Annotated in this window: 18 protein-coding genes; 12 read left to right on the top strand and 6 right to left on the bottom strand. The window is 63.7% G+C overall.

The genetic code is table 11. The features are described 5' to 3' along the window. Positions 1–6 precede the first annotated feature (6 nt). Both QSV46_RS15830 and QSV46_RS15825 read left to right on the top strand, forming a co-directional pair. Entirely contained in the window at positions 7–417 is a 411-nt protein-coding gene (locus tag QSV46_RS15830; RefSeq protein ID WP_314952750.1) for an acyl-CoA thioesterase, read from the top strand. Between the two features lie 174 nt (positions 418–591). After that, positions 592–783: a hypothetical protein gene (locus QSV46_RS15825; protein WP_314952748.1), complete on the top strand. Its 192-nt coding sequence runs from the start codon at positions 592–594 to the stop codon at positions 781–783. 227 nt (positions 784–1,010) lie between these two features. Here the strand turns inward: QSV46_RS15825 and QSV46_RS15820 are convergent, their stop codons facing one another. Further along, positions 1,011–1,472 carry a nuclear transport factor 2 family protein gene (locus QSV46_RS15820; RefSeq protein ID WP_314952747.1) on the bottom strand — a complete coding sequence of 154 codons (462 nt, stop codon included), beginning with the start codon at positions 1,470–1,472 and terminating at the stop codon, positions 1,011–1,013. A gap of 154 nt (positions 1,473–1,626) precedes the next feature. Here QSV46_RS15820 and QSV46_RS15815 point away from each other — a divergent pair, with 154 nt between their 5' ends. Further along, positions 1,627–2,301 (top strand): HAD-IA family hydrolase, encoded by a 675-nt coding sequence (locus tag QSV46_RS15815; protein ID WP_314952745.1) that lies wholly within the window; start codon positions 1,627–1,629, stop codon positions 2,299–2,301. Between the two features lie 89 nt (positions 2,302–2,390). Next, on the top strand, positions 2,391–3,224 hold the full coding sequence (locus QSV46_RS15810) for a DeoR/GlpR family DNA-binding transcription regulator (protein WP_314952743.1): 834 nt from the start codon (positions 2,391–2,393) through the stop codon (positions 3,222–3,224). 102 nt (positions 3,225–3,326) lie between these two features. Here the strand turns inward: QSV46_RS15810 and QSV46_RS15805 are convergent, their stop codons facing one another. Further along, positions 3,327–4,013, bottom strand: coding sequence for a glutathione S-transferase family protein (locus tag QSV46_RS15805; RefSeq protein WP_314952741.1), 687 nt, complete (start codon positions 4,011–4,013; stop codon positions 3,327–3,329). 103 nt (positions 4,014–4,116) lie between these two features. Between QSV46_RS15805 and QSV46_RS15800 the strand changes: the two genes are divergently transcribed. Continuing rightward, positions 4,117–4,677, top strand: coding sequence for a TetR/AcrR family transcriptional regulator (locus QSV46_RS15800; protein ID WP_314952739.1), 561 nt, complete (start codon positions 4,117–4,119; stop codon positions 4,675–4,677). A gap of 20 nt (positions 4,678–4,697) precedes the next feature. On the opposite strand, the gene QSV46_RS15795 is transcribed toward QSV46_RS15800, so the two are convergent. Continuing rightward, positions 4,698–5,150 carry a type II toxin-antitoxin system VapC family toxin gene (locus tag QSV46_RS15795; protein ID WP_314952737.1) on the bottom strand — a complete coding sequence of 151 codons (453 nt, stop codon included), beginning with the start codon at positions 5,148–5,150 and terminating at the stop codon, positions 4,698–4,700. Further along, positions 5,113–5,364: a type II toxin-antitoxin system Phd/YefM family antitoxin gene (locus QSV46_RS15790; protein ID WP_314952735.1), complete on the bottom strand. Its 252-nt coding sequence runs from the start codon at positions 5,362–5,364 to the stop codon at positions 5,113–5,115. The genes QSV46_RS15795 and QSV46_RS15790 overlap by 38 nt, the downstream gene beginning before the upstream one ends. A gap of 238 nt (positions 5,365–5,602) precedes the next feature. On the opposite strand from QSV46_RS15790, the gene glpD reads away from it, so the two are divergent. From glpD to QSV46_RS15755, 7 genes are all read left to right on the top strand, one after another. Beyond that, a complete protein-coding gene (gene glpD, locus QSV46_RS15785; RefSeq protein WP_314952733.1) occupies positions 5,603–7,153 on the top strand; it encodes a glycerol-3-phosphate dehydrogenase in 1,551 nt (516 codons plus the stop codon). After that, positions 7,150–8,226 (top strand): ABC transporter ATP-binding protein, encoded by a 1,077-nt coding sequence (locus tag QSV46_RS15780; protein WP_314952731.1) that lies wholly within the window; start codon positions 7,150–7,152, stop codon positions 8,224–8,226. The genes glpD and QSV46_RS15780 overlap by 4 nt, the downstream gene beginning before the upstream one ends. 13 nt (positions 8,227–8,239) lie before the next feature. Then, a complete protein-coding gene (locus QSV46_RS15775) occupies positions 8,240–9,325 on the top strand; it encodes an ABC transporter ATP-binding protein (RefSeq protein ID WP_314952729.1) in 1,086 nt (361 codons plus the stop codon). After that, positions 9,325–10,299 carry a sugar ABC transporter permease gene (locus tag QSV46_RS15770; protein ID WP_314952727.1) on the top strand — a complete coding sequence of 325 codons (975 nt, stop codon included), beginning with the start codon at positions 9,325–9,327 and terminating at the stop codon, positions 10,297–10,299. The genes QSV46_RS15775 and QSV46_RS15770 overlap by 1 nt, the downstream gene beginning before the upstream one ends. Further along, positions 10,299–11,105: a carbohydrate ABC transporter permease gene (locus QSV46_RS15765; RefSeq protein WP_314952725.1), complete on the top strand. Its 807-nt coding sequence runs from the start codon at positions 10,299–10,301 to the stop codon at positions 11,103–11,105. The genes QSV46_RS15770 and QSV46_RS15765 overlap by 1 nt, the downstream gene beginning before the upstream one ends. Positions 11,106–11,168: 63 nt before the next feature. Further along, entirely contained in the window at positions 11,169–11,498 is a 330-nt protein-coding gene (locus QSV46_RS15760; RefSeq protein WP_314952723.1) for a DUF2160 domain-containing protein, read from the top strand. A gap of 128 nt (positions 11,499–11,626) precedes the next feature. Then, entirely contained in the window at positions 11,627–13,369 is a 1,743-nt protein-coding gene (locus QSV46_RS15755) for an ABC transporter substrate-binding protein (protein ID WP_314952852.1), read from the top strand. A gap of 212 nt (positions 13,370–13,581) precedes the next feature. Here QSV46_RS15755 and QSV46_RS15750 read toward each other — a convergent pair whose 3' ends face one another. Both QSV46_RS15750 and QSV46_RS15745 read right to left on the bottom strand, forming a co-directional pair. After that, positions 13,582–14,685 (bottom strand): alkene reductase, encoded by a 1,104-nt coding sequence (locus QSV46_RS15750; protein ID WP_314952721.1) that lies wholly within the window; start codon positions 14,683–14,685, stop codon positions 13,582–13,584. A gap of 171 nt (positions 14,686–14,856) precedes the next feature. Next, on the bottom strand, positions 14,857–15,360 hold the full coding sequence (locus QSV46_RS15745) for a DUF1993 domain-containing protein (protein ID WP_314952719.1): 504 nt from the start codon (positions 15,358–15,360) through the stop codon (positions 14,857–14,859). Between the last annotated feature and the right edge of the window lie 61 nt (positions 15,361–15,421).

The raw sequence follows: 15,421 nt of genomic DNA, 5'->3' as shown, positions 1-15,421 counted from the left end.
AGGCACATGGCCGAGAAGTCCGACACCGAGCCAAGCGGCGATCTCTGCATTCGCACGCTGGCGATGCCCGCCGACACCAACGCCAACGGCGACATTTTCGGCGGCTGGCTGCTCAGCCAGATGGACGTCGGCGGCGGTGTGTTCGCCTCGAAGGCCGCAAGGTCGCGCACCGTCACGGTCGCGATCGAGGCGATGAACTTTCGCAAGGCCGTCTATGTCGGCGATCTCGTTTCCGTCTACGCCAACCTCGTGCGCGTCGGTCGCACTTCGCTCACGGTCCACCTCGAGGCCTGGGCGTTGCGGCGCAAGGAGCTCCACCCTTTCCTCGTCACCGACGGTAATTTCACCTACGTCTCGATCGACGACGACGGTCGGCCGCAGGCGATTCAGCGAAACGATCCACCGATCGCGACGTAGCCGCGCGGCTGCCATCGTTCCTTCGTCGCGGCTTTGCCAAGAACGGGTCATAAAACGGATGAGGTCCCGGCGTATTCAATAGCGTGTCGATTCGGGGTGGAAACGGCCTCAAATGCCCAGGAACCTTTGGGCAGAAGTGCCGTTAGTTGCCCGCAGTTGAGGAATCCACGGGCCATGCCGGACAGCTACATTATCGAAGTCAATTCGCAGACCGCGGGCATCGTCGTTCGCTCTCAGGGAGGCTACCGTTTCTTCGCTTCGTCCGACCGCTTCTACCGCCTCGAAGGCCAGCTCTTCCGCAACGCCCGCGAAGCCGAGCGCGCCGCGCGCAAGCTGGCGAACGGCGACGTGGAGGAAGCGGCGTAGCATCCGTCATTCCGAAGCGCGCGTGGCCCAGGTCGGAATATTTTGCAGCCCATAATGGTGTTGTGCCTTCTCCCTTTGTAGGAGAAGGTGGCGCGAAGCGCCGGATGAGGGGTTGTTTCCGAGCATTCAACAGCAAGAGAGTCTCGCGCGGAGAGAGACCCCTCACCGGTCTCGCCGTTGCGCGGCGAGCTACCCTCTCCCGCAGGGGGAGAGGGCAAGAAGCGTCATCACAATTTCGTTGCCGCGCGCGACAGCAGCTTCCAGTCGTCGCCCTGCTTCTGCCAGTTCATCAGGATGTGAAGGTTGGTCGATACTTTCTTTCCATCGGCCGCCATCTCTTGCTCGGCCATCCAGTGGAAGCGCACGATCGCGGCGGGACCGACGACCTTGATGGTCGGGTCCTTGTATTCGATCGACAGGAATTTCGCTTTGCCGTCGGTGGCGTTGGCGATGAAGGCGGCCTTATCCTCGACTTTGCCGCTGGAGTGGCTGTAGCTCACCTCGTCGGCGCAGAGTGCGCCGAGCGCCTTGGGGTCGGCCGCGATCTGGGCGAGGCGGAAGGCCTCGACCTTCTTCGCCACGGCTTCTTCGTCCGCCGAGGCGGCCAGCACCGGTGTCGCGAGAGCGGAGACGGCAAAAGCTGAGACGGCTAGAGTCGAGAGAGCCAGATCGCGTCGGTTGATCGTCATCGTTTCCTCCTTTTTGATCTTGAAGAGAGTGTTGCAGTCGCGCGCGGCTTTGTCGAGTGTCGCGTGGTGGTCATGTCGATGCGTCATTGCGCGTTTCGGGCCTTATTGATACGTCTTCGGCATTGATGCAGCGCCCGTTCGGGAAAGTACGGAAATGATCGAGACTATCGGCAGGGCATTGCTGTTCGACATCGATGGCACGCTCGCCAACACGGACCCTCTGCATCTGAAAGCTTTCAACGCGGTGCTCGGTCCTCGCGGCCATGTCTTCGATCACGCGCGCTTCTCGAGAGAGCTGCAAGGTTTTGCCAATGTAGCGATCGGCGAGCGCTTTCTGCCTGACGAAACCGTGGAGCGTCGCACGGCGATCCTCGGTGAGAAGGAGGAAGTCTTCCGCGCGCTCGTCGCCGGGCAGATCGAGCCGCTGGCGGGCCTGATGGCGCTGCTCGACCGCGCGGATGCGGCCGGCATTCCCATGGTCGCCGTGACCAACGCGCCGCGTCTCAACGCTGAGCTGCTGCTCTCCGGCCTCGGCATCACGCACCGTTTCAGGGCACTCGTGATCGGCGACGAACTGCCGCACGGCAAGCCGCATCCGCTGCCCTATCAGGAAGGGCTGCGTTTCGTCGGCGCCAGTGCGGCGGCTTCGGTCGCATTCGAGGATTCCCGCACCGGGGTGCAATCGGCGACCGCGGCCGGCATTCCGACCATCGGAATCCGGACCAGCCTCAGCCACACTGACCTCGTCGGCGCCGGCGCGGTCGCCTCCGCCGGCGCCTTCGACGATCCGGAGCTGCTCGCGCGCCTCGCCGCCACAATAGCCTGGTGAGGGCCTTCGTCCGTTAACCGTGATCGGCGCGCATTGACCGGAGGCGCGAACCGCCGCACCATGCGGCTTCCCGATTTGAGGCCGTCGCAGTGACCGGACTGACCCATCGCCAAGCCGAAATCCTCAATATCGCGCGTGCCTCGGGCCGCGTCATGGTCGAGGAGCTCGCGCGCAAATTCGAGGTCTCGGCGCAGACCATCCGCAAGGATCTCAACGATCTGTGCGAACGCCGCTCGCTGACCCGCATCCATGGCGGCGCCATCATCGCCTCGGGCGTGGAAAACCTCGCCTACGAGGCGCGCCGCTTCGTCGCCGCCGACGAGAAGAAGGCGATTGGGGCTGCGGCCGCCTCGCTGATCCCGAACGGCTGTTCGCTGTTCATCAACATCGGCACCACGACGGAGGAGGTGGCGAGCGCGCTGACCTCGCACGAGGATCTGCTCGTCATCACCAACAATCTCAACGTCGCGATGCTGCTCTACCGCCATCCGCGCATCGAGGTGGTGGTGGCCGGCGGCACGGTGCGGCGCGCCGACGGCGCCGTGGTCGGCTCGACCGCAACGCAGCTGATCGGCCAGTTCAAGGTCGACTATGCCATCATCGGCGCGTCCGCCATAGACGAGGAGGGCGCGCTGCTCGACTTCGACTATCGCGAGGTGCAGGTGGCGCAGGCCATCATCGCCAATGCCCGCAGCGTCATGCTGGTCGCGGACTCGACCAAGCTCCGCCGCAGCGCGCCGGTGCGCATCGCTCATATCAGCCAGATCCAGACCTTCGTGACCGATCAGGAGCTGCCCGAGCGCCTCGCCACCATCTGCCACGGCAAGGGCATCGAGGTGGTCGAGGCGATGCCGAAGGGGGCCGATATCGATGAGGCGGCCGAACCGGCGCAAGAGGCCGCGCCGGTCGTTCGGCTGCGCTAGGTCTTGCGGTCATGAACGGGTGATGTCCGTCGTCCGCGGCGAAGTATGCAAATCGATGCGCGTGAATGGCTGCGAACGATCCGGAGCGGACATCACCGCTGCTCATAGACCAAAACGTTTCAGGTCCTCCGGCAGGAAATCTCGACCTGTCCGGTTCTTGACGCTCGGCAGGTTTGATATTCTTTCCCGCCAGGCGATGAGCGATTTGCACGCGTCGGGAATCGATATCCCCGCTGCGCCAGCGAAGTCCAGGCTCGCAAAGACCGTGATATCGGCCATCGAGAAGGCGTCACCGGCAACGAACGGTGTGTTCTTCAGGACGCCGTCGAAATACGTCATACCGCGGACGAACCTGGCGCGCTGTCGCTCACCCCATTCCTTTCGGCCGGCCCATTCCGGAGCCACATAGGGCTGCATCGCAGGCCCGAGTCCCGGCGTGGCATAGTGAAAATAGCCGTCGACCGCGCCCATGAGCTCGGCTTCGGCGCGATTCTGCATCATGTGGATCACCGCCTTCTCGCGCGGTGTCCTGCCGGTGAGGACCGGATGGCCGTCGAGATGGTCCAGATATTCGGTGATGGCCGTCGACTCCGAGATCAAGGTGCCGTCGTCGAGTTCGAGCACCGGGATTTTCCCCGAGGGGTTGATCGCGAGAAACGGCGCCTGCTTGTGCTCTGCGCCGATCAGGTCGACGCTGACGAACTCGACCTGTTTGTCGAGCCCCTTTTCGGAAAGAACGATGCGAATGCGCGAGGGATTGGGAAATCCGGGCTGGTCGTAGATCTTCATGAGAGCGTCCTTATCTATCGATAGATAGGTAGAAGGCCGATATGGGCCCTTTTGCAACGGCGGAGTCAAGAGCTATCTATCGATAGATAGACGGAGGCGAGGAATGACGGCCGATACCAGGCAGGTGATCATGGATGCGGCCCGCGCGATGGTGCAGGCGCGCGGTTACAACGGCCTGAGCTTTCGCGACCTGGCGAAGCAGGTCGGCGTCAAGAGCGCCAGCGTCCACTACCATTTCCCGACCAAGGGCGATCTCGGCGCCGCGCTTGCGCGTCGCTATGCCGACGAGGCGATCGAGATCTTCGATGGTTTTCTCGAGGTCTCACAGGATGTGGGGGCCTGCATGAGGATGTATACGGACGTCTTCCGCTCCGCGCTGTCGAACGACAACAGGATGTGCTTGTGCGGGATCATGGCCGCCGAGCACGATGACTTGCCGGACGAGGTGAGAGCCGAGGTCGGCAGGTTCACCGACGTCAACATCCGGTGGCTGGTCAAATTGCTGTCGCGTGGAAAGAAGGGCGCAACGGGAACGATTGAACAGCGGGCGCTCGCGATCTTCGCGGCCGTCGAGGGCGCGCAGCTCGTCGCGCGCGGGCGAGGCGACATCGCGATCTACGACGAGGCGATCGAGGCTTACCGGGCGGCAGGGCTGCTGCCCTGAGCTCGCGGTGGGGCGACGCCTTATGCGGCGTCCCACGGGTTGAGCAGCGGGACGCCCGTTGGTTCGAAATCGGCCACGTTGCGTGTAACGACCGTCAAGCTGTGAACAAGTGCGGTCGCTGCGATGAGAGCGTCGCGTTCGGCTCGCGGGTTGGGAACGTGAAGCCGTGCACAGCGCTGCGCCACGGCCGTATCAACGGCCAGGATTCGATCCTCGAAGCGAACCAGAATCTGATTGTCGATCCAGGTGCGCAGGGCGGCACCTTGCGCCGCGTCTCTGCGTGCTGTCAGGCGCGCGCCAAGTTCAATTTCGAGAATCGAGATCGCGGACATGAAGAAACTCGCCGCGGGAACGGCATTAGCCCAGGCGACGACATTGCGATGAGCCCTGGCCGGTCGCCTCAGTTCGGAAATGACGTTGGTGTCCAGCAGAACATCAGTCGAGGTCGGCCGGCTTGAAGATTCCGTCGTCAAGTCGAGGCGGATCGAAATCAAAGTCCGCGCCGGCCTGCGCCAGCGCCTCGGCAAGGCTCATGCGTCCGCCGGTGAGACGCAAATAATCCTCGATCGTCAGCAGGACGTGGGCTGGGCGGCCACGGTCCGTAATAAAGACCGGTCCCTCCGATGCGGCCTTTTTCGCGCCGCTGGTATCCTGATTGAACTCTCGGCTGGTGAGAGTGGTGGCCATGCTTGCGCCTCCGCCTCGATTGGAATTGGCGACGCATAAGTATATGTAGATACGTTGCTACATTCAAGCTTCTTCCCCTTTATGACGCGTTTGTCGGCAGATTTCCCCGCCGGAATTGCCCACTAAAAAGTTCCGCTTTCACTTCCCCTTCGCCTCTCTTTCATCTTGCTTTCGTTTTTCGGTGTGATCTAATCAAAAACGAAAGTAACCGCTCGAAGGAACGAGCGACCGCCGGGGGATGCGTCTGTTGGAGCGTATTTTCGACCTCGCCATTATCGGAGGCGGTGTTAACGGCTGCGGCATCGCGCGCGATGCGGTGGGCCGCGGCAACAGCGTTTTCCTGTGCGAAATGAACGATCTGGCCAGCGGGACGTCGTCCTGGTCGACCAAGCTCGTGCACGGCGGCCTGCGCTATCTCGAATATTACGAGTTCCGCCTGGTCCGCGAGGCGCTGATCGAGCGCGAGATACTCTGGGGCATCGCGCCCCACATCATCCGCCCCCTGCGTTTCGTTCTGCCGCACCATGCCGGCCTGCGTCCCGCCTGGCTGCTCCGCCTCGGCCTCTTCCTCTATGATCACATCGGCGGCCGTCACTTGCTGCCGGCGACCCGCTCGGTCGACCTACGGCGCGACGAGGTCGGCAAGCCGCTGATCCCGAATCGCTACAGCCGCGCGTTCGAATATTCCGACTGCTTCGTCGATGACGCCCGCCTGGTCGTGCTCAACGCGCGCGATGCCGCCGACAAGGGCGCCGAGATCCGCACCCGCACCCGCGCGACTGATATCAAGCAGTCCGACGGCATCTGGACCGTCAGCATGGTCAACACCCTGACCGGCGCGCGCTCGTCGATCCAGGCCAAGGCGCTCATCAATGCCGGCGGCCCCTGGGTCGAGGACGTGCTCGGCCGCGGCGCCGGCGTCAACGCCAAAGCCAAGGTGCGCCTGGTGCAGGGCTCGCACATCGTGGTCCGGAAGCTGTACGACCACGACCGCGCCTACATGTTCCAGAATGCGGACGGCCGCATCATCTTCGTCATCCCGTACCAGGACGATTTCACGTTGATCGGCACCACCGACCGCGACTATGACGGCGATCCCGCCAAGGTGAAGGCGACGCCCGAGGAGATCGAGTATCTCTGCAAGGCGGCAAGCGAATATCTGGCCAAGCCCGTGACGGCCGAGGACGTGGTCTGGACCTATTCCGGCGTGCGTCCGCTCTATGACGACGGCGCCAGCGAAGCCAAGGCCGCGACCCGCGACTACGTGTTCGAGCTCGACACGCCCGGCGGCGTGCCGCTGCTGTCGATCTATGGCGGCAAGATCACGACCTATCGCCGCCTCGCGGAGGAAGCGCTGGAACGGCTCGCGCCTTATCTTCGCAGTGCGAAAGCGCGCGAAGGCTGGACCGGCAAATGGCCGCTGCCCGGCGGCGACATGGGCGTATCCGATGTCGACGGCCTGATCGCCGAGCTCCAGCGCGGCTATCCCTTCCTCAGCCACGAGCATGCCCGTCGCCTCGCCCGCGCCTACGGCACCCGTGCCGCCAGGCTGCTCGGCGATGCGAAATCGGCGGCCGACCTCGGCGAGGCCTTCGGTGCGACGCTGACCGAGCGTGAGGTCCGCTACCTCATGGCCCATGAATGGGCGGTCACGGCCGAGGATATTGTCTGGCGCCGCTCCAAGCTCGGCCTGCGACTATCTGCCGACGAGATCTCTGCATTGAACGACTGGATCGCAACCCACGCTGTGCCGCAAAGTCCCCTGCTGGAAGCGGGAGGACGCTCATGACCGTGACACTCGATCACGTGACCCGGACCGTCGAGGGTATCGAGCACATCCGCGACGTCTCGCTGACGCTCGAGAGCGGCACGCTCAACGTGCTGCTCGGGCCGACGCTGTCGGGCAAGACCTCGATCATGCGGCTGCTCGCCGGCCTCGACAAGCCGACCACGGGCAAGGTGCTGGTTGGCGGCAAGGACGTCACCGGCGTCGACGTACGCAAGCGCTCGGTCGCCATGGTCTATCAGCAGTTCATCAACTATCCCTCGCTCACGGTTTACGAGAACATCGCTTCGCCGCTGCGCGTGCAGGGCAAGCCGCGCGACGAGATCGAGAAGCGTGTCGCGGAAGCCGCGCGGCTGCTCCGGCTCGAGCCGTTCCTGAAGCGCACGCCGCTCCAGCTCTCCGGCGGCCAGCAGCAGCGCACCGCGATGGCGCGCGCGCTGGTCAAGGGCGCTGATCTCGTGCTGCTCGACGAGCCGCTCGCCAATCTCGATTACAAGCTCCGCGAGGAGCTGCGGGCCGAGCTGCCGCGCATCTTCGAGGCCTCCGGCGCGATTTTCGTCTATGCCACCACCGAGCCGACCGAGGCGCTGCTGCTCGGCGGCAACACGGTGTGCATGTGGGAGGGCCGGGCGCTCCAGATCGGCGAGACGCCGAGCGTCTACCGCCGGCCGCAGACGCTGCGGGTCGCGCAGGTGTTTTCCGATCCGCCGCTCAACCTCGTCGGCATCGAGAAGAAGAACGGCTCCGTGCAATATGCGGGAGGCATCGCCGCGCCGGCGTCCGGTCTCTATTCATCCCTCGCCGACGGCGCCTATCGCGTCGGCTTTCGCGCGCACCAGCTTGCCCTCGCCAACGGCGAGACCGACCGCCACGCCTTTCATGCCACGGTGACGGTGACCGAGATCACCGGTTCGGAGAGTTTCGTGCATCTGACCCGCGACGGATCGAATTGGGTGGCGGTGCTGCACGGCGTGCACGAGTTCGAGCCCGGCCAGACCATCGATGCCGTGCTCGATCCCAATGATGTTTTCGTTTTCGACGCGGCTGACCGTCTGGTCGCCGCTCCTGGATCGTGAGGGGGAGCGCGTCATGGCCCGCATTGACCTCGTCGATCTCGCCCATTCCTACGGCGGCAATGATGCGCCGCAGGACAGCTTTGCGCTGAAGCCGGTCACCATGACGTGGCGGCAGGGCGGCGCCTATGCGCTGCTCGGGCCGTCCGGCTGCGGCAAGACCACGCTGCTCAACGTCATCTCCGGCATCATCACGCCGTCCCGTGGAAAAATCCTGTTCGACGGCGACGACATCACACCGCTGTCAACCCAGAAGCGCAACATCGCCCAGGTGTTCCAGTTTCCGGTGATCTACGACACCATGACGGTGGGGCAGAACCTGGCGTTTCCGCTGAAGAACCGTGGCGTGCCGAAGGCCGAGATCGACAAGCGCGTCGCCGAGATCGGCCGTTTGCTCGATCTCGAACCCTATCTGAACCGCAAGGCGACGCGGCTCACGCCGGACGCCAAGCAGAAGATCTCGCTCGGCCGCGGCCTGGTCCGCTCCGACGTCGCCGCCGTGCTGTTCGACGAGCCGCTGACGGTGATCGATCCCGAGCTGAAATGGCAGCTCCGCTCCAAGCTGAAGGCGCTGCATCGCGAGCTCGACCTCACCATGATCTACGTCACCCACGACCAGACCGAGGCGCTGACCTTCGCCGACACCGTCGTCGTCATGCATGACGGCCGGGTGGTGCAGAGCGGCACGCCGGCCGAGCTGTTCGACAAGCCGGCACACACCTTCGTCGGTTACTTCATCGGCTCGCCCGGCATGAACATCATTCCGGCCGAGGTGAGGGGGCGTGAGGCCAGGATCGACGGTCACGTCATCGCGCTCAAACGCAGCTACGACAAGCTTCCGGCCGGCGCGAAGATCGAGATCGGCGTTCGTCCTGAATTCGTCGATGCCGTCGCGCCGGCACCCGGCCTGCTCACGGCCAGGATCGAGCGCATCGACGATCTCGGCCGCATCCGGTTTGCGCGCACTCGGCTCGGTGACGCGAAACTCGCGGCGCGCGCGCCTGCGGGCTTCACCAGCTCGGACGGCACGGCCGGGCTGAAATTCGATCCGTCGCACGTCCACGTCTATGCCGACAGCCTTCTGGTGGAGGGGGCCGCCTGATGGACAAGACCGTCAACCAAAAAGCCTGGTTCCTGGTGCTGCCGGTGTTTCTGGTGGTCGCCTTCTCGGCGGTGCTGCCGCTGATGACGGTGGTGAACTACTCGATGCAGGACACGTTCGGCAACAACCAGTTCTTCTGGAACGGCGTCGGCTGGTTCAAGGAGCTGCTCGATCCCTCGACCGATCTCGGCGGCCGCTTCCTCGCCTCGCTCGGCCGCAACCTGTTCTTCTCGATGGTGATCCTCGCGATCGAGGTGCCGCTCGGCATCGTCGTCGCGCTGTCGATGCCGCGCCAGGGCTGGACCGTCGCGGCCTGCCTCGTCATTCTCGCGCTGCCGCTGCTGATTCCATGGAACGTGGTCGGCACCATCTGGCAGATTTTTGGACGGCCCGATATCGGCCTGCTTGGCTATGTCCTCAACGCCATGGGCATCGACTACAATTACGTTTCCAACGACATCGATGCCTGGGTCACCGTCATCGTGATGGATGTCTGGCACTGGACCAGCCTCGTTGCGCTGCTCTGCTATGCCGGCCTGAAATCGATTCCCGAGGCCTATTACCAGGCAGCCCAAATCGACGGCGCTTCGCGCTGGGCGGTGTTCAAGGCGATCCAGCTGCCGAAGATGAACCGCGTGCTGCTGATCGCGGTGCTGCTGCGCTTCATGGACAGCTTCATGATCTACACCGAGCCGTTCGTCGTCACCGGCGGCGGACCCGGCAACTCGACCACCTTCGTGTCGATCGAGCTGGTCAAGATCGCGCTCGGCCAGTTCGACCTCGGCAAGGCCGCGGCGCTCTCGCTGGTCTACAATCTGATCATCCTGATCGTCTGCTGGATCTTCTACACCGTCATGACCAATGCTGGCGTCGAACGCAAAGTTCAGGCGGAGAGCGAGCCGGCGGCGGTCCCTAGGCCTTTGGCCGGGTCCAAGCCCCTGCCCGCACTCAAGCCAAAGGAAGGAGTGGCCTGATGCACTCGATCCCCGGCCGCCGCCTCATCATGGCGCTGTTCCTGATCTTCCTGCTGTTGCCGATCTACTGGCTCGTCAACATGAGCTTCAAGACCAACGCCGAGATCGTCTCGACGATGACCTTGTGGCCGCACACGCCGACGCTGCAGCACTACAAGCGCATCTTCACCGACGAGAGCTGGTACTCCGGCTACATCAATTCGCTCGAATATGTCGTGCTCAACACCATCATCTCGATCTCGGTGGCGTTGCCGGCGGCCTATGCGTTCTCGCGCTACCGTTTCCTCGGCGACAAGCACCTGTTCTTCTGGCTGCTGTCGAACCGCATGGCGCCGGCGGCGGTCTACGCGCTGCCGTTCTTCAATCTCTATTCGGCGATCGGCCTGTTCGATACGCCCTGGGCGGTCGCGCTCGCGCATTGCATCTTCAATGTGCCGCTGGCGGTGTGGATCCTGGAAGGCTTCGTGTCTGGTGTGCCGCGCGAGATCGACGAGACCGCCTTCCTCGACGGCTATTCGTTTCCGCGTTTCTTCATCAGGATCCTGGTGCCGCTGATCGCGAGCGGCATCGGCGTCGCCGCGTTCTTCTGCTTCATGTTCTCCTGGGTCGAGCTCTTGCTCGCGCGCACGCTGACCTCGGTGCAGGCCAAGCCCATCGCCGCGATCATGACGCGGACGGTGTCGGCGGCCGGCATGGACTGGGGCCTGCTGGCGGCGGCCGGCGTGCTCACCATCATTCCGGGCGCACTCGTGATCTGGTTCGTCCGCAACTACATCGCGAGCGGTTTCGCACTCGGCAGGGTCTAGGCGCATGATCCCGAAAAGTGGAAACCGGTTTTCGGACCAGATCATGCGAAAGGAGTAGAGCTCGTGGAATCTATTGCATGGATGGCCTGGACGCCGCCGACGGCGATCTTCTTCGCGGCGCTGGCCTGCACCCTCGCGGTCATGACGTATCTCGCCGCGGTCTATCCCGAAGCCGAGCGCGTTGGTGTGCTCAGGATTCCCACCACCCGGGGCGACCGCCTGTTCATCTCGCTGATCACGGCGGCCGTCATCCACCTCGTGTGGATCGCCTTCATCGGCACCGACGCGCTCGCCACGCTGCCGATCGGCGAGGAGAGTTTCGAGATTTCGCGCCTGTGGCTCGCATCAGGAATTTCGCTGGCGACGGCCGTGCTCATTTTTCGCACGGTCTAGCTCGCGAAGGGACGGCCAGATCCGGGACCAACCCGGGCCTGTATAAAATTTTGTCGCTGCAACGGAGGAACAACATGCGGCAGTTTAGGAGAAGGGAACGTCCATTGAGCAAGAGCAGTTTTCTGACGATGTCCAGCGTCGCCGCCATCGTCGCGGTGTCGCTCGCTGTCACGGCGCCGGTCCGCGCCGCCGACGACGCCACGATCCAGAAGTGGATTGCGGAATTCCAGCCCTCGACGCTGTCGAAGGACGAGCAGAAGAAGGAGCTGGAGTGGTTCGCCAAGGCTGCCGAACCGTTCAAGGGCATGGAGATCAACGTCGTCTCCGAAACCATCACGACCCATGAATACGAGGCGCAGACGCTGGCCAAGGCGTTCTCCGAGCTCACCGGCATCAAGCTCAAGCACGACCTCATCCAGGAAGGTGACGTCGTCGAGAAGCTGCAGACCCAGATGCAGTCCGGCAAGAACGTCTATGACGGCTGGATCAACGATTCCGACCTGATCGGGACGCACTTCCGCTATGGCCAGACCATCGCGTTGTCGGACTACATGACCGGCGAGGGCAAGGACGTCACCGACCCCATGCTCGACGTCAACGACTTCATCGGCAAGTCGTTCGGCACCGGGCCCGACGGCAAGCTCTACCAGCTGCCCGACCAGCAGTTCGCCAACCTCTATTGGTTCCGCTACGACTGGTTCACCAACGCCGACTACAAGGCCAAGTTCAAGGCCAAGTATGGCTACGAGCTCGGCGTGCCCGTGAACTGGTCGGCCTATGAGGACATCGCCGAGTTCTTCACCAACGACATCAAGGAGATCAACGGCGTCAAGGTCTACGGCCATATGGACTATGGCAAGAAGGACCCCTCGCTCGGCTGGCGTTTCACCGACGCCTGGCTGTCGATGGCCGGTAACGGCGACAAGGGCATCCCGAACGGTCTGCCGGTCGACGAATGGGGCATCCGCATGGAAGGCTGCCGTCCGGTCGGCTCGAGCGTGGAGCGTGGTGGCGACACCAACGGTCCCGCCGCGGTCTACTCGATCACCAAGTACCTCGAGTGGATGAAGAAGTATGCCCCGCCGCAGGCCCAGGGCATGACCTTCTCCGAGTCCGGTCCGGTGCCGGCGCAGGGCAACATCGCACAGCAGATGTTCTGGTACACCGCCTTCACCGCCGACATGGTGAAGCCGGGCATCGCCGTGATGAACGCGGACGGTACGCCGAAATGGCGTATGGCTCCGTCGCCGCACGGCTCGTACTGGAAGGAAGGCATGAAACTCGGTTACCAGGACGCCGGCTCGCTCACGCTTCTGAAGTCGACCCCGGCGGATCGCCGCAAGGCGGCCTGGCTCTATCTCCAGTTCATCGTCTCCAAGTCGGTGTCGCTGAAGAAGAGCCATGTCGGTCTCACCTTCATCCGTGAATCCGACATCTGGGACAAGTCGTTCACCGAGCGTGCGCCGAAGCTCGGCGGCTTGATCGAGTTCTACCGCTCGCCCGCGCGCGTGCAGTGGACCCCGACCGGCAACAACGTGCCCGACTATCCGAAGCTGGCTCAGCTGTGGTGGCAGAACATCGGCGATGCGTCGTCCGGCGCGAAGACGCCGCAGGCCGCGATGGACTCGCTCGCCGCGGCCCAGGACTCCGTGATGGAACGCCTGGAGAAGTCCGGCGTGCAGGGCGCCTGCGGCCCGAAGCTGCACAAGAAGGAGACCGCCGAGTACTGGTTCGCCAAGGCCCAGAAGGACGGCACGATTGCTCCGCAGCGCAAGCTCGCCAACGAGAAGCCGAAGGGCGAGACGGTCGACTACGACACGCTGATCAAGTCGTGGCCGGCACAGCCCCCGAAGCGGGCCTCGCTGCAGTAAGGCACGCCTCATGACGACAATAGGCCGGGAGCAATCCCGGCCTTTTTCTTGTTTCGCGTGACGTACCGCTCTCTCGATTTTTCTCCGCTGTCATCGTCCGCGAAGGCGGACGATCCAGTATTCCAGAGGCGGTCGTGATTGAATCGAGAAGGCGCGGCGTACTGGATGCCCCGCTTTCGCGGGGCATGACGGCGTCATGTGTGGAGAGGAAGCTACTCCGCCGCCTCCGTCGCCGCCAGCGCCGGGTAGTCCGTGTATCCGTTGGCGCCGCCGCCGTAGAAGGTGGTCTTGTCCCAGTCGTTCAGTGCCGCGCCCTGCTTCAGCCGCTCGACCAGGTCGGGGTTGGAGATGAACGGCTTGCCGAAGGCGATGAGATCGGCTGCGTTCGCATCCAGCACCTTGCTCGCGAGTTCGAAGTCGTAGCCGTTGTTGGCGACATAGGCGCCCGAAAAGCGCTTGCGCAGGCCCGCATAGTCGAACGGGGCGACGTCGCGCGGGCCGCCCGTGGCGCCTTCGACGACATGGAGGTAGGCGAGCTTCAGCGCGCTGAGGCCGTCGACGATGTGGTCGTACAAAGCTTGCGGGTTCGAATCCGAGATGTCATTGGCCGGCGTCACCGGCGAGATGCGGATGCCGGCACGGTCGGCGCCGGCTTGGGCCACGACGGCCTTGGAGACCTCCAGCATCAGCCGTGCGCGGTTCTCGATCGAGCCGCCATAGGCATCGGTGCGCTTGTTGGTGCCGTCCTTTGCAAATTGCTCCAGCAGATAGCCGTTGGCGCCGTGGATCTCGACGCCGTCGAATCCGGCCTCCAGCGCATTCCTCGTGGCGCGCCTGAAGTCGTCGATGATGCCTGGAATTTCGGAAAGCTCGAGTGCGCGCGGCTCTGAGACGTCGGCGAAGCCGCCGTTCACGAAAGTCTTGCCCTTGGCGGGGATCGCGCTCGGTGCCACCGGGGCTGCGCCGCCCGCCTGGAGATCGACATGCGAGATGCGGCCGACGTGCCAGAGCTGGATGAAGATCTTGCCGCCCCGCTCATGGACCTTGTCGGTGACCTTGCGCCAGCCCGCCACCTGGTCCTTGCTGTAGATGCCGGGCGTGTCCTGATAGCCTTGGCCCTGCTGTGAGACCTGGCTCGCTTCGGTGATCAGGAGGCCTGCGGAGGCGCGCTGGGCGTAGTAGTCGGCGGCGAGCGCGCCGGGTACGAACGTGCCGGGGACGGCGCGGTTGCGCGTCAGGGGCGCCATCACGAAACGGTTGGCCAGCGTGATCGGGCCGAGCTTGTAGGTCTCAAACAGTTTGGTCGGACGGCTCATGGGGGTGCTTCCAGGCGGTGAGAGGTCCGAAACACTTGTGCATCGCGGCAATCAGCGCAAGGGAGGAGCCATACGGAAAGTGCAGGCGGGCTACGCGGCCGGGACCGCGTAGCATAATTCATGTGCAATTTCGGCGATGGCAGTGGTTTTTCGTCGCCGCGGCCCGCGAGCTCAGTTCAGGCCCATGAAATCGCGCTTGCCGATCTCGACCCCGTTGTGACGCAAGATGCCGTGGGCCGTCGCGGCGTGGAAATAGAAGTTCGGCAGCGAGAATGCGCTGAGGAATTGCTGACCTTTCATCGTGATGGTCTTGTCAGGGCCGCCGGGGAAGCTGACGTCCTTGGCCTCGGCACCCTCGAACTGCTCCGGCTTGAACGACTTCACATAGTCGATGGTCCTGGCCAGCCGCTGCTTCAACTCCGCGAAGCTGGTTTCGGTGTCGGGCGTGGAGGGCACCTCGCTATGGGTCAGGCGCGCGCAGCCCTTGGCGGCGAAATCGCTGACCAGCTGGATCTGCTTCGACAGTGGCAGCATGTCCGGAAAGAGGCGTGAGCCGAGCAGCACGCCCGGATCGATCTTCTTGGCCGCGCAATGCGCCTCGGCTTTGGTGAGCAGGCCGATCAGGCTGTTCAGCATCTGCAGATAGGCGGGGACGACGGCGTCGTGGAAGGACATGTGATGCTCGCTTCAATGAGGGGGAAATCTCAGGAGAAAACCTGAGCCACTCACATGGGAG

The sequence above is a fragment of the Bradyrhizobium cosmicum genome (genome assembly GCF_032290525.1).
Taxonomy (GTDB): Bacteria; Pseudomonadota; Alphaproteobacteria; order Rhizobiales; family Xanthobacteraceae; genus Bradyrhizobium; species Bradyrhizobium cosmicum_A.
This window is presented reverse-complemented; position numbering and strand designations above follow the sequence as displayed.

Coding starts and splice junctions, on each gene's coding strand:
- QSV46_RS15780 (WP_314952731.1), top strand. CDS start 7,150: ATGACCGTGACACTCGATCACGTGACCCGGACCGTCGAGGGTATCGAG.
- QSV46_RS15750 (WP_314952721.1), bottom strand. CDS start 14,685: ATGAGCCGTCCGACCAAACTGTTTGAGACCTACAAGCTCGGCCCGATC.
- QSV46_RS15805 (WP_314952741.1), bottom strand. CDS start 4,013: ATGAAGATCTACGACCAGCCCGGATTTCCCAATCCCTCGCGCATTCGC.
- QSV46_RS15830 (WP_314952750.1), top strand. CDS start 7: ATGGCCGAGAAGTCCGACACCGAGCCAAGCGGCGATCTCTGCATTCGC.
- QSV46_RS15790 (WP_314952735.1), bottom strand. CDS start 5,364: ATGGCCACCACTCTCACCAGCCGAGAGTTCAATCAGGATACCAGCGGC.
- QSV46_RS15765 (WP_314952725.1), top strand. CDS start 10,299: ATGCACTCGATCCCCGGCCGCCGCCTCATCATGGCGCTGTTCCTGATC.
- glpD (WP_314952733.1), top strand. CDS start 5,603: ATGCGTCTGTTGGAGCGTATTTTCGACCTCGCCATTATCGGAGGCGGT.
- QSV46_RS15815 (WP_314952745.1), top strand. CDS start 1,627: ATGATCGAGACTATCGGCAGGGCATTGCTGTTCGACATCGATGGCACG.
- QSV46_RS15775 (WP_314952729.1), top strand. CDS start 8,240: ATGGCCCGCATTGACCTCGTCGATCTCGCCCATTCCTACGGCGGCAAT.
- QSV46_RS15820 (WP_314952747.1), bottom strand. CDS start 1,472: ATGACGATCAACCGACGCGATCTGGCTCTCTCGACTCTAGCCGTCTCA.
- QSV46_RS15745 (WP_314952719.1), bottom strand. CDS start 15,360: ATGTCCTTCCACGACGCCGTCGTCCCCGCCTATCTGCAGATGCTGAAC.
- QSV46_RS15770 (WP_314952727.1), top strand. CDS start 9,325: ATGGACAAGACCGTCAACCAAAAAGCCTGGTTCCTGGTGCTGCCGGTG.
- QSV46_RS15800 (WP_314952739.1), top strand. CDS start 4,117: ATGACGGCCGATACCAGGCAGGTGATCATGGATGCGGCCCGCGCGATG.
- QSV46_RS15825 (WP_314952748.1), top strand. CDS start 592: ATGCCGGACAGCTACATTATCGAAGTCAATTCGCAGACCGCGGGCATC.
- QSV46_RS15755 (WP_314952852.1), top strand. CDS start 11,627: ATGTCCAGCGTCGCCGCCATCGTCGCGGTGTCGCTCGCTGTCACGGCG.